We start from the raw sequence: 26,223 nt of genomic DNA, 5'->3' as shown, positions 1-26,223 counted from the left end.
TCGCCGGCGCGGCGGGCGGATTGTCTCTTGAAGTCGGGCAGGAAGGGCAGGCGCCCGGATTAAATCGGGGAGCCTGCCGGACAGGCTCCCCTATCTCGTGGTCGTCGCTACGGCCACGATCCTTTCGATATGTCTCAGAGACCGGCGGCAGCGATGGCTGCATCCAGTCGCTCGCGGGCCTTCTTCGGCAGCTTGCCGGCCTTGACGGCATCGAGATTGGCAGGTGCATCGCCAACCACCACGACGCCCACCATGCCCATGCCGACATGCGGCGTGCACTTGACGCCATAGGCGCCGGGCGTGTCGAACGTGACCTTGTAGGTCTCGTTCATCTTGCTCTTGAAGGCTGTCGCGCCATCGGGGATCATGTCCTTGATCGTCTCGACATTATGGCCCTTGTCGGTCGGGATGAAGGTGACGGTATCGCCCGGCGCGACCTTCACGAAGGCCGGCTCGAACACCATGGCGCCCTCGGCACCCTTGTTGAGCATATGCACTTCGAAATCTGCCGCTGCTGCCGGAAGCGCCAGCGCGAAAATGACCGCTGCTGCGCCGACGATGCCCTTTGCCATGATATGCACTGGAATTCTCCTTGCTGACGAACGTCAATCGTTCCTGTGCAAGGAATAGGCTGGTCACGTGCCCGCTTCTTTGACGTTGATCAAACAAGACGGAGGGCTTTGCGTGACGTCCTGTCGCAGTTTTTAGCGGATGCGCATGCCGGCGCTGTCGAAGAGAAAGGATTTTCCGGCGGACAGGCCGACGGTCAGCCGGTCGCGGCTGTCGGCACCGCGGAACCCCTCGTGCTCGACGATGACGCGCTCCTCCGGCGAAACATTCGCATAGACATAACTGGTATTGCCGAGATGCTCCGCCACGTCGACATCGAGCGTCAGATCCGCATTGCCGCTTCCGGCGGGCAGAAAATGCTCCGGCCGCACGCCGAGGCTGACCTCGTCTCCGGATTTTACAGCAGCCGAGCGGATGGGAAGGCTGAGCTGGACTTCCGGCTGGCTCGTCAGCGCCACGGTGAGGTTGCCATCGTTTGCGGCAACCACGCGAGCCTTCAGAAAATTCATGCGCGGCGAGCCGATGAAGCCGGCGACGAACGTATTGTTGGGGTCGTCGTAGAGGTCGAGCGGTGCGCCGACCTGCTCGACGATGCCAGCGCGGAGCACGACGATCTTGTCGGCCAGCGTCATCGCCTCCACCTGGTCGTGCGTGACGTAGATGATGGTCGATTTCAGTGTCTTGTGCAGCTTGGCGATCTCGACGCGCATATGCACGCGCAGTTCCGCATCGAGGTTCGACAGCGGCTCGTCGAAGAGGAAGACATCGGGGTTGCGCACGATGGCCCGGCCGATGGCGACGCGCTGGCGCTGGCCGCCGGAGAGCGCCTTCGGCTTGCGCTCCATCAGCGGGCCGAGTTCGAGGATGCGAGCGGCGTCGTTGACGCGCCGATCGATCTCTTCCTTGGCCATGCCGGCGAATTTCAGCGCAAAACCCATGTTTTCGCGCACCGTCATGTGCGGATAGAGCGCATAGGACTGGAAGACCATGGCGATGCCGCGCTTCGACGGATCGACGTCGTTCATCACCGCGCCGCCGATGGTGAGTTCCCCGGACGAAATGTCCTCCAGACCGGCGATCATGCGCAGAAGCGTCGATTTTCCGCAGCCCGACGGACCGACGAACACGACGAATTCGCCCGTCTTGATCGAGAGGTCGACGCCCTTGATGATCTCAAGAGCGCCAAAACGCTTGCGAATGTCGGTGAGGTGAACATCGGCCATGGGCAAACCTCAGCTGACGGTGAAAGTGACGGATTGCGGCGGCAGGCGGCGTGTCGAGACGGTCAGTTCGAGCTTGCCCTTCTCGTCGCCGGCCTCGACCCAGAAGCCGGTCGCGCCGCCCTTCAGGCTGTGCTCGGCCGGGCCGATGATACGGCCGGGGCCGGAAAGTGCAAGCGAGACCGGCTCCTCGAAATAGGGCAGCAGGTTACCGCACTGGTCGAGCACGCGCACGACGACGCGCACCGCATCCTTCTCGCCAGCGCGCAGCGCCGTGTCGTCGGCGACAACGTCCAGCGTCGTCGGCACCGGATCGGCCGGCAGCGTCATGGTCTTCACCGCCTTGCCGTCGACATATCCGGTGAAGGTGCCTTCGCGCCAGATACGGCCCCATGTGCCGAATTCCTCCGGCGTGACGGAGCGCAGGTCGAGGACAACAGGCGGATGCGGCAGGTGCGGATAGTTCTCCTTGTCGGGATAGACGCGCTTGGCCGGCCATTCGCCGAACTTCACCTCGACATAATCGCAGTTGGTGAGCACGATCAGCGGCAGGACACCGCCGATGTTGCGCTCGCCGCGCGCCCAGAAGGTCACGGGCTGCATCACCACGCCATCCTTCGGCTCTCCTTGCGAGGCATAGGCGTAGGCCGCGAATTTCGGGATGCGGTACATGTCGAGCACGCCGTGATAGCAGACGCGGTCGCCGGAACCGAAATCCTTGTGGGTGTTGTAGTCGAACATGCACCAGCCGGTGGAGCCGGAGATGTTGCTGTCGCCGGCCACCGCGTTGAGGATCAGCAGGTGGCGGGTGACGTGCTCGGCCTGACGCTGTTCCTGGTCGAAACGCTTCGTCGGGTACATGTGGCCGTTGTATTCGGTGATCATGTAGGGGATCGGCCTGGTGATGCCGGTGGTTTCCACCCGGTCGCGCAGCACGACGCGCCCTCGGTTGTTGCCGGGCATTTCCTCCTGGCCGAGGATGAAGTCGTTCATCGTGTAGACGTCTTCGAGCATCTCGGAATTGGTGATGAAGCGCACGCCGCCGGTCTGGCGCGTCGGGTCGAGCTCGCGGGCGAGGCGGTTCGTCTCGGCGTAGAAAGCGTGGTTGTCCTGGCTCTCGTTGATGCGCACGCCCCAGATGATGATCGACGGATGGTTCCAGTCGCGCTCGATCATGCGGCGCACGTTCTCGATGGATTCCTGTTGCCACGCCTCACCGCCGATGTGCTGCCAGCCGGGGATTTCCTCGAAGCAGAGCAGGCCGATCTCGTCGCAGCGCTCGATGAACCATTTCGATTGCGGATAATGCGAGGTGCGCACGATGTTGCAGGCGAGCTCGTATTTCAGGATGTCGGCATCCTTTTCCTGCGCGCGCCGGCCCATGGCATAACCCGTATGCGGCCAGGCCTGGTGGCGGTTGAGGCCGCGCAGCTTGACCGGCCGGCCGTTGAGCAGAAAGCCGTCCGGCGTGAACTCGGCGGTCCGAAAGCCGAAGCGTTGCGTCAGCACGTCCTCGCCCTGGCCGGTCGAAAGCTTGAGCGACAGCGCGTAGAGAGCAGGGTTGTCGATGTCCCAGAGATCCAGGCCGGTGAGGCCGGTGAAGGTCAGGGTAGCCTCGTTGCCGTCGATGCCAATCGAGGCTGCCGCGACATCGCCGCCGCCCTTGCGACGGATTTTCGCGTCGAGCGTGCCGGAGATCGGAAGGCCTTGCGGGTTGGCGAGGAAGACGCGGGCGGTGACGGTTTTTTCGTCCGCCAGCGCATCCGGCGTCTCGATCTTCACGTTGGCGATGGAGACAGGGCTCGCCACTTTTAGCCAGACGTCGCGGTAGATGCCGGCATAACAAAGATAGTCGATCTGGCCGCCGAAGGGCGGGATTTCGGGGTTCTCCGAACCGTCGATTTTCACGGTGATCAGGTTTTCGCCGTGCTTGAGATGCGGAGTCAGGCGTGCCTCGAACGGCGTGTAACCATCCTTATGGGCGATGATCTCGGTGCCGTTGAGATAGACCACACTGTCGGCCATGGCGGCATCGAAGATGAGGGAGATTTCCCGGCCCTCGAATTCCGGCCGCCAGTCGAGCCGCTTCTGGTAGGTGAAAGGTTTTTGGTAGTCCGTCTCGTCGAAATAGTTGTAGGGCAGCTCGACGGCGCTGTGCGGCAGGCGCACGGTCTCTCCCTCCTGCACCACGCCTGCATGGGCGGCGTCGAAACCGTGGCGGAAGAGCCAGTTGCCGTTGAAATTTTCGGTAATGCGCATCGAGCTATTCCTATTTGACCGAGCCGAGCATGCCCTGCACGAACTGGCGCTGCATGACGAAGAAAACGAAAAGGGTGGGGAGCGTGGCGAGGATCGTGCCGATCATGACCACGCCGTAGTCGGGGTAGTAGGCCGAAGCCAGCGACGATACGACGAGGGTGATCGTCTTGGTCTCGTTCGACTGGAGGACGATGAGCGGCCAGAGGTAGTTGTTCCAGTTCGTCATGAAGACGATGACGAAGGCCGCCGCATAGGTGGAACGCATCACCGGCACGTAGATGAAGAAGAAGATCTGCCACTCCTTCAGCCCGTCCACCTTTGCGGCATCGCGCAGTTCCGCCGGGAAGGCTTTTGTCGACTGGCGGAAATAGAAGATGATGAAGGCCGAGGCGATGGTGGGCAACATGATGGCGATATGCGTGTTGATCAGCCCGGTCTTAGCCATCATCATGAAGAGTGGGATGATCAGCGCCCCGAAGGGGATCATCAGCGTCAGCAGCACCAGCGAATAGATGCGTTCGCGCGCCTTCGACTTGAACATCTCGAAACCGTAGCCGGCCAGCGACGAAACGATGATGGTGAGCAGGGTGGCGAGCACCGCGACCTTCGTGGAGTTCCAGAAGACCAGCGGCACGTCGACCTGCGTGAAGAAGTTGACGACATTGGTGCGCAAGGCGTCGCCGACGGTCGTCTTGCCGCCGATGATGTCGATCGACCTGTTCGTGGCGCTGATCACCATCCAGAAGAACGGGAAGATCGACAGGAAGGCTGCGAGGCCGAGGAAAGCGTATTGCAGCGCCGGGCCGATGAGACGCGATACATTCATGACCGGTCCCTCGCGGCATAGAACTGCAGGAAGGAGAACAGCGCCACCATGAGGACGATGACATAGGAGATCGTCGCCGCGTAGCCGAAGCTCGGCATGAAGCGGAAGGTGAGGTTGTAGATATAGAGCGATAGCGTAATGGTGGCGTTGGCCGGGCCGCCCTTGCCTTCGGTCAGGTTGTAGACCTCGTCGAAAAGCTGGATCGTGCCGATGGTCGAGATGATCGTCGTGAACAGAATCACCGGCTTGAGCATCGGCACGGTGATATAGACGAACCGCGCCCAGGCCGGCACGCCATCGATCTTCGCCGCCTCGTAGATCGACTTGTCGATGTTCTGCAGAGCCGCGAGATAGAAGATCATGTTGTAGCCGGTCCAGCGCCAGGTGATGGCGAGGATGACGAGCACCTTGGCCCAGAACGGCTCCGTCAGCCAGCCGATCGGCGTGCCGATCAGGCCGATCGTCATTAGCGCCTGGTTGACGACGCCATCGACGGAGAACATGCTCTTGAACAGCACCGAATAGGCGACCAGCGAGGCGACGCAAGGCAGGAAGATGGCGGTGCGGAAGAAGCCGATGAATTTTAGCTTGTCGTTGTTGAGCACGGCCGCCAGCATCAGGGCCAGCAGGATCATGATCGGCACCTGCACCACGAAGAAGGTGACGGTGTTGGTGAGCGCCTGGATGAAGACCGGATCGTTCCACAAGCGCACGACATTTCCGAAACCCGCGAACTTCATCATCATGCCCTTGCCGGAGAAGAAGGACAGATAGAGTGCGCGGACAATGGGATAAACGAGGAAGATCGCGATCAGCAGGACCGACGGGGCGATGAACAGCCAGCCGCTCAGATCGTAATAGCGCTTCAATCCGCCTGTTTTGCCGGCAGCCATGGGCGACCTTCCATGCACGAGACAAGGACCGGACCTCCCGCCCTGCGGCAGGGACGGTCCGGGAGTGGGGCGGGCGTGGAACGCCCGCCGGGGAGGATGTTACTGGATCTGGCCCTGTGCCTGGCTGTCGATCGCCTTCAGGACCTCATCGACATTGGCGCCCTGGCCGAGCGACGGCAGGTGTGCCGTGACGGCCGTATCGACCTCGTTGGTGAAGACGCCGTAATTGACCGAGGGAACCTTGGCGAGCCAGTCGGAGAAATTCTGCCAGACCTTTTCGCCGCCGAAGAAGGCATCGGCTTCCGAATAGGCAGCGCCGGTGCGTGCGCCGAGCAGCGAGCCGACGGCGCCGCGTTCGGTCAGGATCTTCTGGTAGAAATCGAGGTCCTTGCCATAGATTTCGCCGAGGAAATCGATCGCCTCGTCCTTTTCGGCCGAGCCTGCCGTGACGTACCAACTGGAGCCGCCGAGGTTGGAGGCGTGCGTGGCGCCCTCGACATTCAGCTTCGGAATGGGGGCGATGCCCCACTTGCCGCTCTGGTCGGCCTGCGCCTTGACAGTGCCGGTGATCCACACACCTGTCGTCACGGTGGCGACATCGCCCGAGGTGAAGGTGTTGACCCACTCCGTCCAGCCGGCCGCCGGCTTGTGGATGTTGGCCTGGAGGATCTTCTGTTCGGTTTCAAGCGCTGCCTTCAGCGCGGAGTTGTCGGCAATCGAGAGGCTGCCGTCCTTGCCGAAATACCAGCCGCCGGCCGACTGCATCAGGATGCGGATGAAGCCGGCATCGTTGACGTCGAGGCCGAGCATCTTCTTGCCGGTCTTGGCTTCCACTTCCTTGCCGATCTCGATGAAGCGGTCCCAGGTGATGTCCTGCATGTCGGCGGGCTTGAAGCCGGCCTGTTCGAGATAGTCCTTGCGGTAGTAGAGGCCGGTGACGCCAGAATCGAAAGGCATGCCGTAGACGGTGCCGTCAACCGTCATCAGCTCGACCTTGTAGGGCGCGAAGCCTGAGAAATCGATCTTGCTGGACAGTTCGGCAAAGGCGCCGGGGAACGACTGCAGGTATTTTTGCGCGCCGTAGTCCTCGATCAGGACGATATCCGGCAGGGCGTCGGTGGTGCCGGAAGACAGTGCCGTCTGCAGCTTCTGCTCGACATCGGCCTTGGCGAAGTCGACGATGTTGAAGGTCGTGCCGGGATGCTTTGCGGTATAGCGTGCGCCCGCTTCCTTCATGATGGCGACGTTGAAGTTCGGGTCCCAGCACCAGACGGTGATTTCGCCGGCAAAGGCTGCCGTGGATGCCAAGAGGCTCGCACCGGCAAACAGGCCGGCGGCAAGGCGCGACAGAATCGTCTTGTTCATCGTTTCCTCCCAAGAAACTTTATGCGGCGGGGTCTCCTCTCCCGTCGTCGAAAGAAAGATTTACCGAATTTCGGGAGGTACGCAAGAAAAATTTAGTAAATATTTATTGCGTCTGCGAAGAGCTTTGAAAAGGTTCACGATTCCGGCGGCCTGCGGCAGCTGTCGCGCCAGATGAGTTCCGTGGCGATGCGCACCTGTTTGCCGAAGCTGCGCCCCGAGAGGCGTTCCAGCAGCAGGTCGACCGCCGTCTCGCCGATATGCTCGCCATGGATGCGCACCGTGGTCAGCGGCGGGGTGAGGAACTGGGCGACGGGGATATCGTTGAAGGAGATGACGGCGATGTCGCCCGGAATGGAAAGCCCGGCCTCCTGCAGGGCGCGGTAGGTGCCGATCGCCATGTTGTCGTTGGAGGTGACGATGATGTCGGGCCGCTCGCTGAGGGCCAGCAGGTCGCGAGCCAGCCGGTAGCCGGTTTCGAGCCGCAGGCTCTGGCCGTCGGAACAGTCGGCAAGGGCCAGCAGGTCGGGATCGAAGGTGCCGTTGGTCTTCTGCCAATCGATATAGGCGGCGCAGCGCTTTTCTGCGAAACGCTGCACGCCGCCATTGAGGCTTTCATGGCTGCCGATGAAGCCGATGCGCTTGTAGCCGCTGGTTTTGAGGAATTTGAGGATCTTTTGCGTCGCCAGGCCGACATCGGAAAAGACGCTGTCGATCTGGTCGCTCTTCGGGTCGAAATCGGCAAAGACGACATGGCGGGCATGCTGGGTCAGCCAGGCAATTTCATTGTCGGAGTGCTTGCCGATGACGATGACGCCCGAGGCGCTTTCGAGCAGCGAAGCATCCGGCAGATCGTCGGAATGGAAGACCTTGACGATCTCGGTTTTCAGGTCCCGGCAACGGGTCTCGATGCCCAGGCGCACGCCGACATAATAGGGATCGGCGATCTCGTCCGACGGCTCGAGGAAATGCACGATGACGAGATTGGTGAGCAGGCTCGGCGAGACGGCGCCGTTCGCCTTGTTGCGGTTGCGCGGCGTTTCGTAGTTGAGCGCTTCAGCCGTTTCGATGATCGCCTGCCGCTTGACGGGCGAGATCGACAGGGCCGGGTCGTAGTTCAAAACGCGCGAGACCGTTGCAGAGGAGACCCCGACAGCCTTGGCGATTTCCTTGATCGTCACCATCCCGACATTCCGTTCCTTGCTCGCCGCAATGTGACACGGATTTGGGAAAATCGAAATCGCTTTCAGTAAATTTTTACTTGAGCATGACGCGCGAAAAACCCGCCCGGGCGGCGATAACGGCGTGAATGCCGCATGTTGCCGATATAGCCAATCGGTAAAATCTTCTCAAGGTACACCGGAAGACCGATACAGGAATGGCAGCACGACTGCCTGGAAGCATGGTGGCTGGTAAAAACTGCGCTTCAACCGACATGCGCCCATTGCGGGACCCCGCCGCGGTTTTCCGGCAGCATTCCGGGGTAATCGCCGGAGTGTCCTGACCGTCCGTTGTCCCGGACCGCCTGCCAGGCGGTTTCAATATTGGCGAGTTTCTCGACCTGGTAGATTTCGTAGTCGTGGAGAAACTCTTTCGAAATCCAGAAGGTCGAGGCGCCGCGCCTCTCCAACCAGCCGAGATGGCCGGCCTGTTCCGAAACCGCAAGCTTGCGCAGCAGGTGGGTGCGGCTCACGCGCAGTGGTTCCGACAACTGGCTGAAGGAGTTGAGGAGTGTGGGAAAACGCGCCGTACCGGTGGGAGCGTCTTGCAGGCTGGCGATGATATTGTCCGTCAGCAGGCCGCCATCGTTCATCTCGCCAAGGAAGGAGAAGATCCGCGCCGGCGGCATTGTCTTTTCCGACAATAGGATGTGGTGGACAATGAGCGGGTGCACCTGCGCAAGCAGTTGTGGATGCTGCTCAAATTCGGACTGCCGATTTCCGCCATCCAGTGCATCCAGGCTGCGCAGATGCAGGGCCAGCCAAGTCGTCAGTGCCTCGATAGTCGCCGCGGTCAGCACGACCGGGCGGCGTCGGCGGTCGGTGTTGGTGACGTTAATCCGGGCAATTTTATAGTGCAGCATTTCCTCGATGAAGCTGGTGGCGGTGTTGCGGCTGGAAATACCATGCGTCTTCACCGCTTGCAGGAAATGCGCCACGATAAGTCCGCGCTCGCCGCCTTCGAAAGCCATTGCGATCGCCAGTTGCCCCAGCAGATAGCGTTGCTGCTTGCCGAAGATCGCCGCGACGCGCGGCGTGCGCCGGTGTACTGCCAGCAAAGCGCTGGCCTGGATCCTCAGCACCGGACGCAGGCCCGCATGGGCGGCGATCGTTGCCCTGTCCAAGCATGGTGGCGGCACGAATGAAAACGGAAGCCCCTTCGGCAGAGCGCTTTCCATGAAGGCAGACGCGGTCGGCATGAAAGGGCACCTCGCTAATAGATCAGCGCGCCTTATCATAATCAACGGAGACGGATCTTCTCATCCAGCGCAGAGCCTGGACTTTATTGAGCGCCGGCATACAGCTCGGTCCGCGCATCCAGCGGCGTCATGCCGTAGGCAGCACGGAAGGCGCGGTAGAATGTCGCCAGGCTGTCGAAGCCGCAGGCATAGGCGATTTCGGCGACGGTCCGCTCCGGCCGGTTCCGCAGCAGGCTCCGAACGCGCTCCAGCCGCAGGCCGACCAGGGTTCGTGCAAAGGAAAGGCCGGAGGGTTCGAAGAGGATGTGCAGTTGCCGCGGCGAGATGGAAAGCTCGCGGGCGACGTGCGCCGGCGACAGTTCGGGCCGGCGAAGATCCCGGCGCAGGATGGCGCACGCCATGTGGTACAGCGCCATTCGCAACGCCGTCCGGTTTTCGGGGTCGTGCAGCGGCAATTTGCCGGTCGCCATCAACCCCAGCCGTCCCATCGCGTCGATGCAGTCGGCGGGATCGCCCAGCGCCGCGTCACGCGCACCGATTGCCGAAAACAGGGCGAGCATCGGCTGAGTCAGGGATGAACGATCGATCGGTGCGGGGCTAAGGTCGATCAACTCTCTTGAGGCGAAATCGCGTCCCGCAAGGGGGATCTTGATCACTCTATAGAGGAAATCCCGGTCGCTGTCCGGTGTCGCCTTGTAGGTCTGATCGGAATGGCCGATCGTCATGGCACTGGCGCCGACGCGATGGAGGCCCTGCCGACGGCCCGTCTCCAGCCATCCGCCCCCTGCAACCTGCCAGCTGATCAGCAGGTTGTCGCCGGAAAGCCTGGCCACATCCTGTTGCGTGCGGCTGACACGATAGGCCGATGCCTCCAGTTCCGAGACGATGGCACCGCCATACTCTTCCGCCTTCATCCGTCCGCGAAAACGGGCACGCTTTTCAGGCTCGAGCTCGATCGTAACGCCAAACAGGCCCTTTCCGCGCACTTCGCGCCAGTGGTCGAAGCGATCCCTGGCAGCAATGTCATCTGTGGTGAAGCGCAGCACCGGCTTGTTCCCCTGCAGTCGAATGGAGGTGTGGTGATAGGATATAGGTCACGAGATCGAGGATAGGCAACATGCGACATTCTGATGTCGCATGTGGTCGAGGTTACCGTATGTCCCGGCCAGAGGGCATGGACGGCATCGGCGTCCGGACGTCAGATATTGGGGATTGGCCGGGCATCGGTTGCGCGCGGGTCGCACATTCATTCCACATCCTGTAAGAGGCCGTTGGCGCGCCTGTCACGATGCGCCGGGCAATGCGAGATGGATGGAATGAAACAGCAGTTCGACTTGTTCGGCGCGAGGGAAACGGCAGAGGCCGCGACCCAGTTGCCGTCTCCTGCCAGGAGCGGGCCGCGCGGCGTCCAGGACGAGAACAAGATGGTTCGGCACCTTGAGGAGACCGGCCGCTACCGGATCCTCAGAAAGCTGCAGCCTCGCGCCGTTGTACACGCGCCACGGCCGGCCTACCCGTTGCGCGGTATCATCATCGACACGGAAACGACGGGGTTGAATGCCCGGAAAGACGAGATCATCGAGATCGGCATCGTCGCGTTCAGCTTCGACAGCCATGGGGCCATCGGCGACGTCACGGGCGTCTATGGCGGGCTGCGGCAGCCGGGTGTCGCCATTCCATCCGATATCACGCGCCTGACCGGCATCACCGACGATATGGTCGCCGGGCAGGCGATCGATATGGCGCAGGTGCAGGCCCTTCTCGAACCCGCCGATCTTGTCATCGCCCACAATGCCGGCTTCGACCGTCCTTTCTGCGAGGCTTTTTCATCGATCTTCGGTCCGAAGGCGTGGGCATGTTCCGTGTCCGAGGTCGACTGGTCAGGGCGCGGTTTCGAAGGAACGAAACTGGGCTATCTCGTGGGGCAGGCCGGATATTTCCATGATGGGCATCGCGCCGTCGACGATTGTTTTGCGCTGTTTGAAGTCCTCGCCCAGGGTGGGGCGAAGCCGGACGAAACACCGTTTGCCGAACTTTTTGCCGCCAGCCAGCGCTCGCGCGTGCGCATTTTCGCCGAACACAGCCCGTTCGAAATGAAGGATCATCTGAAGGCCCGGGGCTATCGGTGGTCGGACGGCAGTGACGGGAGGCCGAAATCCTGGTGGGTCGAGGTTCCGGAAGAAGCCCTTGACGACGAACTGCGATATCTGCGTGCCGAAATCTACCGCTGGCCGGACGCCGATCCGCCGATCCGGCGGCTGAGTGCCCTCGATCGCTTCAAGGCCTGAACCTTCTCGGTAAAAACCGTGGCCGCATTCAGCGCAGCACGGTTCGCAGGCGGGGGGCGGCGAATTCCAGAAATGCCCTGAGTTTCAGCGGCAGGAGGCCCTGAGACAGATACACGAGGTGCACAGGCAGGGGCGGCGGCTCGAAATCTTCGAGCAACGGCAGCAACAGGCCATGCTCCACCGCGCGTTTGGCTTGATAGGACATTACCCGGGTGATGCCGAGGCCGGAGGCTGCAGCATCCACGGCGGCTTCGGCGGTATTGACCGAAAGGCGCGTCCGGATCGTCGCCGACATATCCTGTCCGTTTTCCCGAAAAATCCAGAATTGCGTCGACTGTATTCCTTCGAAGGCGATGCAGTCGTGATTGACGAGGTCGCGCGGATGAAGCGGCCCGGGATGGCGCCGCAGATAATCCGGATTGGCATAGACCGTGCTGCGGATCGAACCGAGGCGGGTTGCGATCAGATTGCTGTCGGCAAGATGGCCAATGCGCAGCGCCACGTCGATATGTTCGTCGGCAAGGTTGATCGACCTGTCGCCCATGGTGAGCCGGATGTTGATATCCGGAAACGCCTTCAGGAAATCGGTGATCACCGGCAAAACGTGCAACCGGCCGAAAACGATCGGCGCGGTCATCGCCAGGTCGCCGCGCGGGGCCAGATATTCACCGGCGGCGTGCCGCTCGGCCTCCTCCACCCGCCCGAGGATTTCGCGCGCCGCGCCGACATACCGTGTTCCGGCTTCGGTCAGCACGATCCTGCGGCTTGTCCGCGTAATCAGGCGGACGCCGAGATGGGCTTCCAGCTCCGAAATCTTGCGGCTGACAGTGGGCAGCGGCGAATGCAGGGCGCGTGCGGCAGCCGAAAGGCTGCCGTTTTCGACCACCGCCAGAAGCACGGCCATGGCATCGAGACGATCCATGCGAATCTTTCATAAAACGAGAGGATAGCTCCAGAATTTTCAGCCTACTACAGAAAAATGGATGGAGATAGCTTGTTCCTGTCAACGGATCAGACGTCCGGTCAACTCGAAGGAGCCACTCATGAAACTCTATCATTTTCCGCTCTCCGGTCATGCGCACCGTGCGGTCCTTTTCTTGTCGCTGCTGGGCGTCGACGCGGACCTTGTCGAGGTCGATCTTGCGAAAGGCGGCCACAAGACACCGGATTTCCTCAAGCTCAATCCTTTCGGTCAGGTCCCTGTTCTCGATGACAACGGCACGATTGTCAGCGATTCCAATGCCATCCTCGTCTACACCGCGACCAAGCTCGGCCGTAAGGACTGGTTGCCGGACGACCTGGTGACCGTCGCCAGGATCCAGAAGTGGTTGTCGGTGGCTGCCGGCGAGATCGCCTACGGTCCGGCTGCCGCGCGCCTGATCACCGTGTTCGGTGCCGATTTCCGCGCTGATGAAGTAATTGGTCGGGCGCACCGCATTCTCCGCCTGATCAATGCGGAACTGGAAGGACATCGTTTCATCGTCGGCGACAGGCCGACGATCGCCGACGTCGCGCTCTACAGCTACATCGCCAGCGCGCCGGAAGGCAACGTCGACCTCACGCCGCACCCGGACGTGCGCCATTGGCTGGCGCGGATCGAGGCCCTGCCGGGCTTTGTGGCTTTCCCCAAGACGCCCATCGGCCTCGCTGCCTGAACCGCGAGCTTTCGGCCGGCAAAAACCGGCCGCTTTTTTCCCAACAGGAGGCAACAATGCTAGATCATGTCGAAACACCGGTTTCACCGTGGCATGAAGGCGAGTTGGAATTGCAACGCCGGGCGGGCGTTGCCGCGCAGATGGATCCCGTCGGCCGCAAGGTGCTGCGCACCTTCCTCCTCGATCAGCATCGCGAGTTTTATCCGCTCCTTCCGTTTATCGTCATCGGTGCCGTCGATGACGCCGGCGCGCCCTGGGCAACCATTCGCGCCGGCCGGCCCGGTTTCCTGCATTCCCCGGATCCGCTGACGCTCGATGTCGAAGCTGCAAGCAATGCCGGCGATCCGGCTGAGGCCGGCATGGAAGATGGCGATGCCATCGGTCTGCTCGGCATCGATCTCGTCACCCGCCGGCGCAACCGGATGAATGGCACGATCATCCGGGAGACCGGCGAGCGCTTTTCGGTGACCGTCGGCCAGAGTTTTGGCAACTGCCCTCGTTACATCCAGAACCGTCATTTCGCATTCGTGCGTGATCCGGCGATACCATCCTCGTCGACACCGGTCGTTTCGGACCGGCTCGACGACGAGGCACGACGGATTGTCGGCGCGGCCGATACGCTGTTCGTGGCGTCCTACATCGACGGCGCCGAAAAGGGTCGACAGGTTGATGCCTCGCATCGCGGCGGCAAGCCGGGTTTCGTGCGGATCGATGCGGATGGCGGGCTGACGGTGCCTGATTTCAATGGCAACCTGTTCTTCAATACGCTCGGCAATTTTATGGTCAATCCGCGTGCGGGACTGCTGTTTGTCGATCATGAAACCGGCGGGATGCTGCAAATGACGGGCACAGTCGAGGTCATTCTCGATACCCCGGAGATCGCGGCCTTTGAAGGTGCCGAGCGCCTGTGGCGCTTCATGCCGGAAAAGATTGTGCTGCGGCGGAACGAACTGCCGTTACGGTGGTCATTTTCGGAGGATGGAATGTCGCCCTCCAGCCTGATGACCGGAAGCTGGGAAGAGGCTGGCCGTCGCCTTCAGGCGGCGGCTGGGGCGAAGAGCTGGCGGCGCTTTCGTATCGAACGGAGTATCGATGAAAGCGAAACGATCCGCTCGCTCTATCTGGCGCCCGTCGATGGCGAGGCCATCATCCCGCATGTCGCCGGCCAGCACCTTCCTGTGCGGATAACCGATGGCGAGGACATCGTCCGGCGTAGCTACACGATTTCCAGCGCTCCATCCGATGGTCACTACCGCTTGAGCGTGAAGCGCGAGGGGCGGGCATCGCGTGTCTTGCACCGGCTGGCGCCGGGTGACGAGATCGAGGCGCTGGCGCCTTCCGGCGCATTCGTCATCGACGCCATGGAGCGCGCCCGTCCGGCGGTGCTGCTTGCCGCGGGGATCGGCATCACGCCGATGCTGTCGATGCTCCGTCACATCGTCCATGAAGGTGACAGAACCCGTCATCGGCGCCCGGTTTGGCTGTTCCGGTCATCGCGCACGCTGGCGGAACGGGCTTTCGATCGCGAAATCGGCGAACTGGTGCAGCGGAGCCAAAACACTGTTCGTGACATCCGCGTCTTGAGCGCGCCTGTCTCCGGCGACGAAGGCGCTTATGAAGTGGCCGGCCGGATCGATGTCGATCTTTTGAAGGGGCACCTGCCATTTGCCGATTATGACTTCTATCTCTGCGGCCCTGCCGCGTTCATGCAATCGCTGTACGATGGATTGAAGGGCCTGAATATTGCCGATGCGCGTATCCATGCCGAGGCCTTCGGTCCTTCCGGCTTGAAACGCAGCGTCATGGCGGAAAAGCACACCGGCGGGTCGTCGCTGCCGGCGGCCACGGAGCCGGTTCGCGTGCTTTTCACGCAATCGGCCAAGGAAGCCCGCTGGAAATCCGGCAGCGGTTCTCTGCTCGAATTCGCGGAGCAGCGTGGCTTGACGCCGAATTACGGCTGCCGCGCCGGTACTTGCGGCGATTGCCGAACGAAGATCATCAAGGGAGATGTGAGCTACGTGTCGGAGCCGAGCTACCCGGTCGAAGAGGGGGAAGCACTGCTCTGCTGTTCGGTTCCTGCTGCTGGCGGCGATTTGCAGCTGGATGTGTAGGGCACTTCCCCCGCGGAAGCGCCCGTAGCGGCCTGCCTATCATCCTGTCCCATTTGTGCGGCTCCGGGCTGGAGCAGCCCCTTGTTCAGTCCCGTGTCCCGAATTTTCGCAGCAACCCTGCCGTCGCCGAGAACAGCACGATCAGCGCGCCATAACCCAGTGTCGTCGACGTCAGCCCGAAGATGCCGACCGCGACGCCTGCAAGCAGCGTCGGTATGCCGAAGGCGAGATAGCTGAGGGTAAACAGGGCAGCGAAGAGTTCGCCGCGTTCATCCGGGCGCACGACCGGGACGATGGAACGCAACACGCCGTAGAAGCAGGTGCCGAAACCGGTTCCGGCAATCACCAGCGCCACGAGATAGGCAGGCAGGGATTGCCAGGCGATCGCCGCCAGCGTCAGTGCGGTGCCGATCGCGAGCGCCGAAGTGCCGTAAAGCGTCACCTGCCGCGAGGAATGGCGGCGCGCGAGATAGCAGGCGGCGGCGCCTGCGGCGCAGAGCAGGACGATGACGCTGGCCTGCGTCACATGCGCCTCGGCGCCGAAGACATGCCGGACGATTGGCGCGCCAAGCGAGAGATAAAGCCCACCCGTTGCCCAGCCCGCTATGACAGCCGGGGCACTGCGCCAGAATGCCTTGGCCGCCGCCGCCGGCACGCCGATCCGCGGCTTGAGCGAAGCCCACACACCTTCGTGCCGCGGCGCGGTCTCGGGAATAAGCCAGATCGCCGCGGCGAACAGGATGTAGGCGACGACCAGGGTGCCGAACACGTCGGCCTCCGCCATTTCGGTCACGTCCATCAGGATGCCTGCAACAAGTGCACCCACGGCAAGTCCGCCGAGCGGAATGACGGAGTTCCAGACCGAGGCACTGCCCGGCCTGTCCTTCGGCTCGAGATCGACCACCGCCGCGGAGAGTGCCGATAGCAGCAACCCGGCGGCGATACCTTGCAGCACCCGCGCCAGGATCAACCCGCTGACATCGCCCGCCTGCCAAAACAACAGCAAACTCAGCGCCATCAGCGCAAAACCACCCGATATCACCGGCCGCCGGCCGATATGGTCGGACAGCGATCCCATGATCAGCAGGGACGCCAGCAGTGCGACCGTATAGACGGCAAAGATGCCGGTGAGCGTCGCCGCCGAAAAGCCGATCTGCGCCTGCAGCATCGGATAGAAGGGCGAGGGCGCACTGGCTCCGGCCATCATCACGGCCATTCCTGCAAGCGTTATGCGAAAGCCGGCGGGGCTGCGCAGGGACATGGGTTGCATCGTATCGGTCACAGGGCACCTGATGGTTCGAATAATTTCGAACCACTCTCTACTATCATTTTCGTCATGGTTCAATTAAATTCGAACCATGACGCTGGAAATCACCGATCTCCCCCATCCCGGCCGCGACGACCTGCGGCTGACCGACGTGCTGTTCGCATTGAGCGATCCCGAGCGCCTGGCCATCGTGCGCCAGCTCGCCGATGGTCCGCTGGAGATGGCGCAATGCCATCTCTCCGATCCCTCGATGCCGAAATCGACGAAGTCGCATTTGATGAAGGTGCTGCGCGAGGCGGGCGTCATCCGCAATGAATCGCTGGGGCGGGGGCGTCGCCTCAGTATCCGCCACGACGATCTCGAAGCGCGATTTCCGGGATTGATCGGCTCGGTGCTCGGGGCGGCGATCAGGGGGTAGAGCGCATCGGCATGCGCAGCGCTTGCCGATGAGCGGGACTGCGATCATTTCCAATCCGGAAAAGGAGCAGGGGCACAAAGCCCCCACCCGTCGTTACTGCAGCAGCTGCGTCCAGACGCGGGTCACGAGATCCTGCGCGGCGGGCGAGCAGGTGCGCGAGAAGGTGATCGGGACTTCGGGATAGAGTTCGGGCGCCTTGTCCTTGGTATAGACGACCTTCTCCTGGATAACCTTCACCGGCGTGGAGTGGGCGTAGTAGTTCATCTGTTCGGTGGCGTTTTCAGGCTCGGACATGAATTCGATGAACTTGATGGCGTTTTCCTTGTTTGCCGCACCCTTGGGGATGACCATGCTGTCCATCCAGCCGACGAGTCCTTCCTTGGTCATGGCGAGGCTGACCGGCGAGCCGCCGGCGCGGGCGCGCAGGGAATCGCCGTCCCACCAGAAATGCGCCGACACTTCGCCCGAGGCGAGCCGGCTGGCGATATTGTCCGATGAGTAGACGGCAACGGACGGCTTTTGCGCCATCAGCAGGTCGAGAACCTTCTTCATCTCCGCCTGGTCTTCCGTGCAGAACGGCACGCCGAGATAGAGCTGGGCGGCACCGATGACTTCGTCCGGTTGACCGAGCAGGGCGATCTTGCCCTTGAGGTCGCCTTCCGGCTCGAAGAAATACTTAAAACTGTCCGTCGGGCCTTTGTACTGCTCCGTGTTGACGACGAAGCCGGCCGTGCCATAGGCGAAGGGGATCGAATAATCCTGCGTTTCGTCCCACCACTGGTTGCGCCAGCGCTCGTCGACGTTCTGGAAGGCCTTGAGCGTCTTGGCGTCGAAATTTTCGAGCAGCCCTTCGTCGATCATCACGCGCAGGAAATGGTGGGAGGGCGTGGCGACGTCGTAGCCGGAGGAACCGGCCTGCAGCTTGGTCAGCAGGTCCTCGTTGGAGGTGAAGCTGTCGACATTGACCTTGACGTCATTGGCCTTGGAGAATTTTTCGATCAGCGCAGGGGACATGGATTCGGCCCAGGCGGTGATATTGAGCTGACCTTCGGCTTGGGCGGCAGTTGCAAAACAAAACGCGATGGCAGTGGCAGCCAGATATTTTTTCATTGTCTGTTCCTCTCTTGGTTATGGTTCGGCGTGGTCACGGGTGCCGCGCGTCGCAACGAGAAGCGCGACGGTGGCAAGGAAAAGCGAGGCAAGGATCAACAGCGTCGCGATGGCGTTCAGTTCCGGCGAGGTTCCGGCGCGGATCAGCGAAAAGATGTAGACGGGCAAGGTCGTCGAACCGCCGGTCGAGAGCAGGTTCGAGGTGATGAAGTCGTCCATCGAGATGAGGAACGCCAGCATCGCGCCGGAAAAGACGCCGGGGAAGATCAAAGGCAGCGTCACCCGGCGAAACGTCGTCCATCTGTTGGCATAGAGGTCGGCGCTTGCCTCCTCCAGATCGAGCGACATGCCCTGCAGGCGCGCCCGGATCGGCAGGAAGGCGAAGGGCGTGCAGAAGGCGGCGTGGGCGATGGTCAGCCGCAGCATGCCGTTCTGGATGTCGAGAAGCGAAAAGAGAATGAGAGTGGCCACCGCCAGCACGATTTCCGGCAGCAGCAGCGGCAGGTTGACGACCGTTTCGGAAAATTTTCGGAAGCGGACGTTCTTGCCGCGGATGATGGCGATAGCGGCCGACAGGGCGATCAGCGTGGAAACGACGGTCGCAATCGCGGCGATGACAAGCGAGGTTTCGAGCGCATTCATCAGTGCCGAGTTCTTCAGCGCCGACCCGTACCATTGCAGCGAAAATCCGGTCCAGACGCCGGCAACCCGGTTGGCGTTGAACGAATAGACGACGATCACTGCAAGCGGCGCATAGAGGTAAAGGAAAAAGAAGATGGTGAGCGGGCCGAGGCCCGGATAATGTTTGACGTCGTGACGCGTGCTCATGACCGGGCCTCCCGGCGGGCGGCGCGAAGCGCGGTGACGATCAGGAAAAGCATGACGAGAACCATCAGGGTGATGGCGATGGCGGAGCCGAAAGGCCAGTTGCGTGCCGGGCCGAACTGCAGCTGGATCAGCGTGCCCATCATCATCTGCTTGCCGCCGCCCATCAGCGTCGGCTCCAGCACCGCGCCGAGCGCGGGGACGAAGACCAGGATGGCGCCGGCAATGATACCGGGAGCGGTCAGCGGCAGGATGACCCGCCTGAGCGTGACCCAGCGGTTGCCGTAGAGGTCGTGCGATGCCTCGATCAGCGTGCCATCCAGCTTCTCGATCGAGGCGAAGACCGGCAGCACCATGAGCGGCATGGCGGTGTAGACCATTGCCGTCAGCGTCGCGCCGTCGTTGAACATGAAGCTCGTGCCGGCGGGAAAGCCGAACGTGCCGAGAAGGCTGGGCAGCGTGCCGTCCTTGCCGAGGATGATCATCCAGGCATAGACCCGCAGGATCATCGAGACCCAGAAGGGCAGCGTCACCAGGTAGACGAGGATCGCCTTGCTGTTCGGTGGCTGGCGCGAGATGAAATAGGCGACCGGCACGGCGAAGACGAGACAGATCAGCGTCGTCGCGCCGGCGAGCAGGAAGGTGCGGGCGATGATGAACAGATATTGCGGCGTGAACTCCATCTCGCCGCTCCAGCCTTCGTTGAAGAGGATCTGGCGATAGCCGGCGGGATCGATACTCCACGAAAAGCCGCCATGCGAGCCGCGGGTCGCGACCGAGACCGCGACGATGATGAAGATGGGAAGGATCAGCGCAAAGCCCATCAGCAGGCGCGACGGAAGCAGGCCCCAGAAGGAGAGATCGTGCCAGAACCGGGCGCGGGGAAGGCGCTCCGTTCCGGCGGGGGCGTGGAGGGCGCTGTCCGTCATGCCGCCAGCACCCGCGCCGAGATTGCCACGAAACCCACCGGAACGGTGGTGCCGAGCGGGATGGTATCTCCTTCGCGCGACGCGTTGCGGCGCGAGGCGCGCAGTTCGGTGCCGGCGACATCGAGCGTATAGTGGGTGTAGCCGCCCATGTAATTCTTGTTGGTGACGCGGCCTTCGAAGGTAATGCCCTGGGCCTGGTTGCCGAGATTGATCTTTTCCGGACGGACGGAGAGGGTTGCGCGCCCCTTGGCCGCCCCGGTGGCAGGAATCTTGATCAGCAGACCGAAGGGCGTGCGCACGGTCGCCTCTCCGGCGGCGGTTTCCAGCACCTCCACATCCAGGAAATTCGTCTCGCCGACGAAATCGGCGACAAAGCGGTTGACTGGCTCTTCGTAAATCTCCGTCGGCGTGCCGATCTGCTGCACATCGCCGCCGCCGAGCACGGCGATGCGATCCGACATGTCGAGCGCCTCTTCCTGGTCGTGGGTGACGAAGACGAAGGTGATGCCCGTATCGCGCTGGAGCGTGCGCAACTCGTCGCGCATCGCCTGCCGGAGTTTCAGGTCGAGTGCCGAAAGCGGTTCGTCGAGCAGCAGCACTTCCGGCTCCGGCGCCAGCGCCCGGGCAAGCGCGATACGCTGGCGCTGGCCGCCGGAAAGCTGGGCGGGTTTGCGCCTGGCCATCGGCCCCATATGCACGCGTTCCAGCATCTCGCCGACGCGCCGCTTGATGCGCGCCTGCTCCCAGCCGAGGTTTTCGAGGCCGTAGGCGATATTCTGCTCCAGCGTCATGTGCGGGAAGAGCGCGTAGCTCTGGAACACGGTGTTGACCCGGCGCTTGTGCGGCGGGATCGCGATGACCTCGCTGCCGTTCAGCAGGATCGAACCGCTATCGGGGCTTTCGAAGCCGGCGAGCATGCGCAGGAGCGTGGTCTTGCCGCAGCCCGAGGGGCCGAGCATCGTGAAGAACTCGTTGCTGCCGATGTCGAAGCTGACGGACTTCAGGGCCTGATAGGCGCCAAAACTCTTCGAGACGGATTTGACCTCGATGGCCGGTGACGTCTTCATCGCGCCCCTTTCGAATAGTTCATTGATGTTCCCCTGCTTTGGGAGACATTGGATGAAGGGGAGGGGGAGTATAAATAACGCGATCCGGAAGCATGGGTTAGGCTGAGGCTAATCGGGATCGCCGGGCATCTGCCGCTTCGAAATCAATCCATGCGGGCGTGAAAAATCTCTCTCATCGTTGCGAGAAAAAATGCAACGTATTTCAAGCCGTTACCCGTGAAACCACGAAGTCCGCGGAAGCTATGTTTGAAATTGTTGCCGCAGGCCAGGAATGCGGTGGCTATTTTACATGCAAAAAGGCGTGCTTTCCCGGGCCGCATGCCTGCGATTTGAGCGGCGCATTTTTGCGTTTCGACATTATGCGTCGTCGGCTTCGTTTTTCGTAGCGAGTTCGGCGATCAGGCGCTCCAGCATTGCGTCGCAGCGATCCAGCTGTTCGAGGCTCACGAATTCGTCGGGCTTGTGGCCCTGGTCCATGAAGCCGGGGCCGCAGACAACGGTGGAGATGCCGAGGTCCCGGTCGAACAGGCCGCCCTCCGTGCCGAAGGCGACCTTCAGCGTCGGGGCGTCGTCCCCGAGAATCCGCTTCAGCAGGGTGACGGCGGGGGCGTGGGTGTCGGTCGCCAGGCCCGGATAGCCGGAGACGCGGGAAATCTCGATGCAGGCCATGGGAAAGCGGTTGCGATAGGGTCTGGTGATCGTGTCGGCATCTGCCTCGATGCCCGCGAGGATATCGTCGGCATCGTCTTCGGCGATATTGCGGATTTCAAAGTCGATTTCGCAGAGATTGGGGACGATGTTGAGCGCCGTCCCGCCGCGCATCATCCCGGCATGGATGGTGGAATAGGGGATGTCGTAGTCAGGGTCGCGGGCACCGTGGTCGCAGAGCGCCTCCTGTCGTTTCTGCAGGGCCGCGATGAAAGCGGCGCCGAGATGTAGGGCGTTGAGGGCGTTGGGCGCCAGGGCGGAGTGACCTTCCTGTCCATGGCAGCAGGCGCGAAGCGCCACCTTGCCCTTGTGGCCGGTGGCGATGCCCATTCCGGTAGGCTCTCCGACGATGCAGAGTGCCGGGCGATCCGGCCTCGTCGCCAGCGCGTCGATCATGCCGCGCACACCGAGGCAGCCGATCTCCTCGTCATACGAGAGCGCAAGATGCAGCGGGCGTTGCAGGTCGCGCGCCGACGCGAGGAGGGCCGCCCGCAGTGCCGCGGCGACAAAACCCTTCATGTCGGCGGTACCGCGGCCGTAAAGACGGCCGTCCCGCTCCGTCAGCACATAAGGATCGCTGCTCCAGGCCTGTCCCTCCACGGGCACCACGTCCGTATGGCCGGAGAGCACGACCCCGCCGGGGCCTTCCGGACCGATCGTTGCCCAGAGATTGGCGCGGGTTCCGTCGGGATGGGCGAAGCGTTCGATGCGCGCTCCGGCCGGGCGCAGCAAGCTTTCGGCATAGTCGAGCAAGGCGAGGTTGGAGCTGCGCGAAACGGTCGGCTCGGCAACGAGGCGGGTGAGGATTTCCGTGGTCGAGGGGATCATGCGCCCATCCATTTCAGAGCCGAGGGGCAGGGCACGGCTGCCCGCTCCGTTCAGAGATCGCCGGGGACGCCGTAGCTCGGCGCCTGCGTCGGGTTGAGGGCGCGCATGACATAGGCATCCATGTCGCCGCGCCAACGCGCCCAGAGCGCGGCGCATTCCTCGATGGGGTCGCTTTCCGTCCAGTCGATGCGCAGATCCGCTACGTTCCAGGAAACCTTGTCGACCATGACGAGCCCCATGGAATGAACCGGCCCTTCCTCCCCGCCGGCCGCTACAGCGGCACGCATGGCGGCGATCAGTCGGTCGCCGAGATGTGCACCCTTCGTCGCCTCGAAAGCCTCCACCATCGTCTGCGGAATTGCGGTGCTCGTCAGCATGTTGCCGGCGGCAACGACACCGTTGCCGCACGCGGTGGCATAGGTGCCGAGCGTCTTGGCGCCGGAATAGGCGGCCGTCCGGCCTGCCTTGTCGACGAGGGCAAGCTGGCGGTACTCGATATGCGCTGCCTCGGCGACAAGCCGCTCCAGGGCGGCTTCGGCGGAAAGACCTGCTGCCATCAGGTCGAGCCCTTTCGGGCCGAGGCTGGGATCGGTGACGTTCTGCGTCGAGACGGCGCCGACGCCGGCGCGCACATGGGCGCAGCGGGCCGCGACGCTGGGCGAGGAGGAGGAGACAGCAATGCCGAACATGCCGGTTCTTTCGCAACGCCCGGAAACGGAAAAGGTCATGCGTTCACCTCCTTGATTGCATTCGGACAATGGCGGTCGCGGCCTCGAAGGGCCGCAATGCCGATCAGTCGGGGATGACGGCCGTGGCGTCGATCTCGACCAGCCATTCCGGCCGGGCGAGCGCTGTGACGACGACGCCGGTGGAGACGGGGAACACGCCCTTGATATATTCGCCCATCGTCCGGTAGACCGCTTCGCGGTGACGGATGTCGGTGAGATAGACGACCACCTTGCAGACATGCTCCATCTGGCCGCCGCTCTCTTCCACAAGCTGCCGGATGTTCTGCATCACCTTGTGCGTCTGCTCGACCGGGTCGTGGCTGTCGATGTTCTTGCCGCCGTCGAGCTCCTGGGGGCATTGGCCGCGCAGGAAGATCATCGTGCCGCGTGCGACGACGGCCTGGCACAGGTCGTTGTCGAGCTTCTGTTCCGGATAGGTGTCCTTCGTGTTGAACGGGCGGATGCGGGTGTGCACGGGCATTCTTGTCTCCTTGATGGTCACGTCCGAAAATATCGATGCGCTGTAAGCAGCGTAATTTGTTTTTGCCGATCCCGCGCTGAGGAAAAAGCTATGCCGCGGCGAAATCAGACCGGTTCGAGCTGGGTGACCTCGCGGCGGAAGGGCAGGGCATCGCCGATATCGGGCATGTCCAGCTCGCGTGCGTAGCGGTGGCCGGCATAGGTCGCCCAGGCGATGGGGGCGGGGGCGCTCGCATCGCCGATGATCTTCACCGTCTTGATGCCGGCATCGGCCCAATCGGCCTGCCGGGCAAGAAGATCGTTGTAGAGCGCGTCCTCCGAAAGGCGCGAGGCGACCATGACGACGGCATCGCAGCCAATGACCTTGCGTTTGCCGGTATAGGTGCAGTTGGTCTCGACCTCGCCGGCGCGGATGGCGGTGATGCCGCGGTTAAGGCGGATGTCGACACCAAGATCGTCGAGACGCACATGGATGGCGCCCTGTTCCAGCGTGTTGCGTGTCCAGTCGGAGACATAGGCGGACGGAGTGACGAGGATGACCGTCGCGCCGGCCTTGGCCATCACCTCGGCCATGACCCCGCCCATGTAATAATGGTCGTCGTCATAGACCACGACGGTTTTGCCGGAGAGGTTTTCCGGGTGGACCTTGGCCATGATGTCGTCGGGCGTCCAGACGGTCATATCAGGATCGATCGGCATGGGCACGACATGCTGGCGGGCGACGCCGTCGCGGCGCCAGCGCGAGCCGGTGGCGATCGCCACATGCTCGAAGCCGAAGCCGAGCACGTCTTCCGCCGTCAGCCGGCTGTCGAAATAGGTCTCGACGTTGGTGCGCTGGGCAATCTGGTACTGGCGGTAATCGACGACGCGGCCCCAGGCGGAGAGGCCGGGCAGCAGGCGTTCGCGCGCCACGCGGCCGCCGAGCATCGTGGTGGCTTCCGCCAGCGTCACGTCATAGCCGCGCTGCGAAAGCGCGCGGGTGGCTTCCAGGCCCGCCGGGCCGGCGCCGACGACGAGCACGGTCCGGCTGTCGCCCTTCTCGTTCATGCGCTCCGGGTGCCAGCCCTTGCGCCATTCCTCCATGAAGGTGGGGTTCTGCGTGCAGCGGCTGATCGACATGGTCATGTCGCCGGTGATGCACATGTTGCAGCCGATGCATTCGCGGATATCCTCGATGCGGCCTTCCTCGATCTTCTTCGGCAGGAAGGGATCGGCAATCGAGGGGCGGGCGCAGCCGATGAAATCGAGCACGCCCTGGCGGATCATCCGCGCCATCACATCCGGCGAGGTGAAGCGGCCGACGCCGACGACGGGTTTCGACGAGAGTTCGCGGATGCCCCTGACCAGCAGTTCCTGTGCGCCCTCCTCCTTGAAGCGGGAGGGGCCGGAACAGTCTTCCCAGGCGCCGTGCGCGAGGTCCCAGAGATCGGGCAGGTCGGCATTCATCTCGACGAATTCGCGCACCTCGGCATTGGAAAAGCCGAGTTCGCCGATGGTCTCGTCCAGGCTGACGCGCATGGTGATCGCGGTGGTATCGCCGACGGCATCGCGGATATCGGCAACGACCTCGCGAGCAAAGCGCGAGCGGTTTTCCAGGCTGCCGCCGTACGCGTCGGTTCGCTGGTTGGTGGCGCGCGACAGGAAATGCTGGAAGATGCCGAAACCGTGCGCGCCGTAAAGACAGATGAGATCGAAGCCGGCGATCTTGGACCGTTTGGCGGCATTGACGAACCAGCGGCGCAGGTCCCTGATGTCGGACAGGTCGAGCGCGCGGGCCTGCACCGGATCGTTGGTGAAGGTGCGGATCGGCAGGGCGGAGGGCGCGAGCGGCACTTCCTTGGTATAAAAATTCGGGCCGTTGATGCCGGAATAAGCAAGCTGGATGCCGGCAAGCGCGCCGTGCACCTTCATGGCGTCGGACATGCGGCGCAGGCCCGGAATGTCCTTGTCCTCCCACAGGCGCAGCTCGATGAACGGCGTGATTTCCGAGGTGTGGTGCATCTCGGTCTGCTCGGTGAAGATGACGCCCCAGCCGCCTTCGGACTTGATGCCGCGCATGGCCGCGGCGGCGGAGGGATCGCGGTAGCCGCCGCCGTTGCAGTGCGGCACCTGGTAGAAACGGTTCTTCGCGACATGCGGGCCGATCGCCAGTGGTTCGAACAGGATATCGTATTTGGCGTCGCGCATGGTCTTCCTCATTGCTGGTTGCCGTCTATTGGATGGGCAGACGGCGCCGCTGTAAATGACGCGTTGCGGAAGC

At 62.6% G+C, this 26,223-nt stretch carries 23 protein-coding genes; 4 read left to right on the top strand and 19 right to left on the bottom strand.

Annotated features, from left to right (window positions below; translation table 11 throughout):
• Nucleotides 1–134 precede the first annotated feature (134 nt).
• From ACSQ3I_RS06395 to ACSQ3I_RS06355, 9 genes are all read right to left on the bottom strand, one after another.
• The gene (locus ACSQ3I_RS06395; RefSeq protein ID WP_435997112.1) at nucleotides 135–581 is read right to left on the bottom strand and encodes a pseudoazurin; all 447 of its coding nucleotides are present in this window, start codon (nucleotides 579–581) and stop codon (nucleotides 135–137) included.
• Nucleotides 582–704: 123 nt separating this feature from the next.
• Nucleotides 705–1,793, bottom strand: coding sequence for an ABC transporter ATP-binding protein (locus ACSQ3I_RS06390; protein ID WP_435997111.1), 1,089 nt, complete (start codon nucleotides 1,791–1,793; stop codon nucleotides 705–707).
• A 9-nt stretch (nucleotides 1,794–1,802) separates the two neighbouring features.
• Nucleotides 1,803–4,049, bottom strand: coding sequence for a glycoside hydrolase family 2 protein (locus ACSQ3I_RS06385; protein ID WP_435997109.1), 2,247 nt, complete (start codon nucleotides 4,047–4,049; stop codon nucleotides 1,803–1,805).
• A gap of 10 nt (nucleotides 4,050–4,059) precedes the next feature.
• On the bottom strand, nucleotides 4,060–4,875 hold the full coding sequence (locus tag ACSQ3I_RS06380; protein WP_435997107.1) for a carbohydrate ABC transporter permease: 816 nt from the start codon (nucleotides 4,873–4,875) through the stop codon (nucleotides 4,060–4,062).
• On the bottom strand, nucleotides 4,872–5,768 hold the full coding sequence (locus ACSQ3I_RS06375; RefSeq protein ID WP_435997106.1) for a carbohydrate ABC transporter permease: 897 nt from the start codon (nucleotides 5,766–5,768) through the stop codon (nucleotides 4,872–4,874). Before ACSQ3I_RS06375 ends, ACSQ3I_RS06380 begins: the two co-directional genes overlap by 4 nt.
• Nucleotides 5,769–5,867: 99 nt before the next feature.
• Nucleotides 5,868–7,133 carry an ABC transporter substrate-binding protein gene (locus ACSQ3I_RS06370; protein ID WP_435997104.1) on the bottom strand — a complete coding sequence of 422 codons (1,266 nt, stop codon included), beginning with the start codon at nucleotides 7,131–7,133 and terminating at the stop codon, nucleotides 5,868–5,870.
• 134 nt (nucleotides 7,134–7,267) lie between these two features.
• Nucleotides 7,268–8,314 carry a LacI family DNA-binding transcriptional regulator gene (locus ACSQ3I_RS06365; protein ID WP_435997103.1) on the bottom strand — a complete coding sequence of 349 codons (1,047 nt, stop codon included), beginning with the start codon at nucleotides 8,312–8,314 and terminating at the stop codon, nucleotides 7,268–7,270.
• Nucleotides 8,315–8,556: 242 nt separating this feature from the next.
• On the bottom strand, nucleotides 8,557–9,528 hold the full coding sequence (locus ACSQ3I_RS06360) for a hypothetical protein (RefSeq protein ID WP_435997102.1): 972 nt from the start codon (nucleotides 9,526–9,528) through the stop codon (nucleotides 8,557–8,559).
• A gap of 104 nt (nucleotides 9,529–9,632) precedes the next feature.
• Complete coding sequence (locus ACSQ3I_RS06355) at nucleotides 9,633–10,595, bottom strand: helix-turn-helix domain-containing protein (RefSeq protein ID WP_435997100.1); 963 nt, start codon at nucleotides 10,593–10,595, stop codon at nucleotides 9,633–9,635.
• A gap of 270 nt (nucleotides 10,596–10,865) precedes the next feature.
• Between ACSQ3I_RS06355 and ACSQ3I_RS06350 the strand changes: the two genes are divergently transcribed.
• Nucleotides 10,866–11,837 (top strand): 3'-5' exonuclease, encoded by a 972-nt coding sequence (locus ACSQ3I_RS06350; RefSeq protein ID WP_435997565.1) that lies wholly within the window; start codon nucleotides 10,866–10,868, stop codon nucleotides 11,835–11,837.
• Nucleotides 11,838–11,865: 28 nt separating this feature from the next.
• On the opposite strand, the gene ACSQ3I_RS06345 is transcribed toward ACSQ3I_RS06350, so the two are convergent.
• The gene (locus ACSQ3I_RS06345) at nucleotides 11,866–12,759 is read right to left on the bottom strand and encodes a LysR family transcriptional regulator (protein ID WP_435997098.1); all 894 of its coding nucleotides are present in this window, start codon (nucleotides 12,757–12,759) and stop codon (nucleotides 11,866–11,868) included.
• Nucleotides 12,760–12,880: 121 nt separating this feature from the next.
• On the opposite strand from ACSQ3I_RS06345, the gene ACSQ3I_RS06340 reads away from it, so the two are divergent.
• Nucleotides 12,881–13,492 (top strand): glutathione S-transferase family protein, encoded by a 612-nt coding sequence (locus ACSQ3I_RS06340; RefSeq protein WP_435997096.1) that lies wholly within the window; start codon nucleotides 12,881–12,883, stop codon nucleotides 13,490–13,492.
• 56 nt (nucleotides 13,493–13,548) lie between these two features.
• Entirely contained in the window at nucleotides 13,549–15,603 is a 2,055-nt protein-coding gene (locus tag ACSQ3I_RS06335; RefSeq protein WP_435997094.1) for a 2Fe-2S iron-sulfur cluster-binding protein, read from the top strand.
• Nucleotides 15,604–15,688: 85 nt separating this feature from the next.
• Here the strand turns inward: ACSQ3I_RS06335 and ACSQ3I_RS06330 are convergent, their stop codons facing one another.
• On the bottom strand, nucleotides 15,689–16,819 hold the full coding sequence (locus ACSQ3I_RS06330) for an MFS transporter (protein ID WP_435997564.1): 1,131 nt from the start codon (nucleotides 16,817–16,819) through the stop codon (nucleotides 15,689–15,691).
• 142 nt (nucleotides 16,820–16,961) lie between these two features.
• On the opposite strand from ACSQ3I_RS06330, the gene ACSQ3I_RS06325 reads away from it, so the two are divergent.
• On the top strand, nucleotides 16,962–17,288 hold the full coding sequence (locus tag ACSQ3I_RS06325; protein ID WP_435997092.1) for an ArsR/SmtB family transcription factor: 327 nt from the start codon (nucleotides 16,962–16,964) through the stop codon (nucleotides 17,286–17,288).
• Between the two features lie 93 nt (nucleotides 17,289–17,381).
• Here ACSQ3I_RS06325 and ACSQ3I_RS06320 read toward each other — a convergent pair whose 3' ends face one another.
• The 8 genes from ACSQ3I_RS06320 to ACSQ3I_RS06285 all read right to left on the bottom strand — a co-directional run bounded on the left by ACSQ3I_RS06320 (nucleotide 17,382) and on the right by ACSQ3I_RS06285 (nucleotide 26,150).
• Nucleotides 17,382–18,398, bottom strand: a complete 1,017-nt coding sequence (locus tag ACSQ3I_RS06320; protein ID WP_435997091.1) for an extracellular solute-binding protein — start codon at nucleotides 18,396–18,398, stop codon at nucleotides 17,382–17,384.
• An 18-nt stretch (nucleotides 18,399–18,416) separates the two neighbouring features.
• The gene (locus ACSQ3I_RS06315; RefSeq protein WP_435997090.1) at nucleotides 18,417–19,226 is read right to left on the bottom strand and encodes an ABC transporter permease; all 810 of its coding nucleotides are present in this window, start codon (nucleotides 19,224–19,226) and stop codon (nucleotides 18,417–18,419) included.
• Nucleotides 19,223–20,152 (bottom strand): ABC transporter permease, encoded by a 930-nt coding sequence (locus ACSQ3I_RS06310; protein ID WP_435997088.1) that lies wholly within the window; start codon nucleotides 20,150–20,152, stop codon nucleotides 19,223–19,225. Before ACSQ3I_RS06310 ends, ACSQ3I_RS06315 begins: the two co-directional genes overlap by 4 nt.
• Complete coding sequence (locus ACSQ3I_RS06305; RefSeq protein WP_435997086.1) at nucleotides 20,149–21,219, bottom strand: ABC transporter ATP-binding protein; 1,071 nt, start codon at nucleotides 21,217–21,219, stop codon at nucleotides 20,149–20,151. Before ACSQ3I_RS06305 ends, ACSQ3I_RS06310 begins: the two co-directional genes overlap by 4 nt.
• Nucleotides 21,220–21,576: 357 nt before the next feature.
• Nucleotides 21,577–22,755, bottom strand: coding sequence for an acetylornithine deacetylase (gene argE / locus ACSQ3I_RS06300; protein ID WP_435997084.1), 1,179 nt, complete (start codon nucleotides 22,753–22,755; stop codon nucleotides 21,577–21,579).
• A 50-nt stretch (nucleotides 22,756–22,805) separates the two neighbouring features.
• Complete coding sequence (locus ACSQ3I_RS06295; RefSeq protein WP_435997082.1) at nucleotides 22,806–23,483, bottom strand: DUF1028 domain-containing protein; 678 nt, start codon at nucleotides 23,481–23,483, stop codon at nucleotides 22,806–22,808.
• Nucleotides 23,484–23,547: 64 nt separating this feature from the next.
• Nucleotides 23,548–23,964: a RidA family protein gene (locus tag ACSQ3I_RS06290; protein WP_435997081.1), complete on the bottom strand. Its 417-nt coding sequence runs from the start codon at nucleotides 23,962–23,964 to the stop codon at nucleotides 23,548–23,550.
• 104 nt (nucleotides 23,965–24,068) lie between these two features.
• Nucleotides 24,069–26,150, bottom strand: a complete 2,082-nt coding sequence (locus ACSQ3I_RS06285; RefSeq protein WP_435997079.1) for an FAD-dependent oxidoreductase — start codon at nucleotides 26,148–26,150, stop codon at nucleotides 24,069–24,071.
• Nucleotides 26,151–26,223 lie beyond the last annotated feature (73 nt).

The organism is Rhizobium sp. LjRoot30 (assembly GCF_964253915.1).
GTDB lineage: Bacteria > Pseudomonadota > Alphaproteobacteria > Rhizobiales > Rhizobiaceae > Metarhizobium.
Note: the sequence above shows the minus strand (reverse complement) of the source record. Positions and strands in the feature narration are given on the sequence as shown.

Bases quoted from the DNA above. Each gene is read 5' to 3' on its own strand.
- ACSQ3I_RS06390 (WP_435997111.1), bottom strand. From the start codon at position 1,793: ATGGCCGATGTTCACCTCACCGACATTCGCAAGCGTTTTGGCGCTCTT.
- ACSQ3I_RS06385 (WP_435997109.1), bottom strand. From the start codon at position 4,049: ATGCGCATTACCGAAAATTTCAACGGCAACTGGCTCTTCCGCCACGGT.
- ACSQ3I_RS06380 (WP_435997107.1), bottom strand. From the start codon at position 4,875: ATGAATGTATCGCGTCTCATCGGCCCGGCGCTGCAATACGCTTTCCTC.
- ACSQ3I_RS06375 (WP_435997106.1), bottom strand. From the start codon at position 5,768: ATGGCTGCCGGCAAAACAGGCGGATTGAAGCGCTATTACGATCTGAGC.
- ACSQ3I_RS06370 (WP_435997104.1), bottom strand. From the start codon at position 7,133: ATGAACAAGACGATTCTGTCGCGCCTTGCCGCCGGCCTGTTTGCCGGT.
- ACSQ3I_RS06365 (WP_435997103.1), bottom strand. From the start codon at position 8,314: ATGGTGACGATCAAGGAAATCGCCAAGGCTGTCGGGGTCTCCTCTGCA.
- ACSQ3I_RS06360 (WP_435997102.1), bottom strand. From the start codon at position 9,528: ATGGAAAGCGCTCTGCCGAAGGGGCTTCCGTTTTCATTCGTGCCGCCA.
- ACSQ3I_RS06350 (WP_435997565.1), top strand. From the start codon at position 10,866: ATGAAACAGCAGTTCGACTTGTTCGGCGCGAGGGAAACGGCAGAGGCC.
- ACSQ3I_RS06345 (WP_435997098.1), bottom strand. From the start codon at position 12,759: ATGGATCGTCTCGATGCCATGGCCGTGCTTCTGGCGGTGGTCGAAAAC.
- ACSQ3I_RS06340 (WP_435997096.1), top strand. From the start codon at position 12,881: ATGAAACTCTATCATTTTCCGCTCTCCGGTCATGCGCACCGTGCGGTC.
- ACSQ3I_RS06335 (WP_435997094.1), top strand. From the start codon at position 13,549: ATGCTAGATCATGTCGAAACACCGGTTTCACCGTGGCATGAAGGCGAG.
- ACSQ3I_RS06330 (WP_435997564.1), bottom strand. From the start codon at position 16,819: ATGGCCGTGATGATGGCCGGAGCCAGTGCGCCCTCGCCCTTCTATCCG.
- ACSQ3I_RS06325 (WP_435997092.1), top strand. From the start codon at position 16,962: ATGACGCTGGAAATCACCGATCTCCCCCATCCCGGCCGCGACGACCTG.
- ACSQ3I_RS06320 (WP_435997091.1), bottom strand. From the start codon at position 18,398: ATGAAAAAATATCTGGCTGCCACTGCCATCGCGTTTTGTTTTGCAACT.
- ACSQ3I_RS06315 (WP_435997090.1), bottom strand. From the start codon at position 19,226: ATGAGCACGCGTCACGACGTCAAACATTATCCGGGCCTCGGCCCGCTC.
- ACSQ3I_RS06310 (WP_435997088.1), bottom strand. From the start codon at position 20,152: ATGACGGACAGCGCCCTCCACGCCCCCGCCGGAACGGAGCGCCTTCCC.
- ACSQ3I_RS06305 (WP_435997086.1), bottom strand. From the start codon at position 21,219: ATGAAGACGTCACCGGCCATCGAGGTCAAATCCGTCTCGAAGAGTTTT.
- argE (WP_435997084.1), bottom strand. From the start codon at position 22,755: ATGATCCCCTCGACCACGGAAATCCTCACCCGCCTCGTTGCCGAGCCG.
- ACSQ3I_RS06295 (WP_435997082.1), bottom strand. From the start codon at position 23,483: ATGACCTTTTCCGTTTCCGGGCGTTGCGAAAGAACCGGCATGTTCGGC.
- ACSQ3I_RS06290 (WP_435997081.1), bottom strand. From the start codon at position 23,964: ATGCCCGTGCACACCCGCATCCGCCCGTTCAACACGAAGGACACCTAT.
- ACSQ3I_RS06285 (WP_435997079.1), bottom strand. From the start codon at position 26,150: ATGCGCGACGCCAAATACGATATCCTGTTCGAACCACTGGCGATCGGC.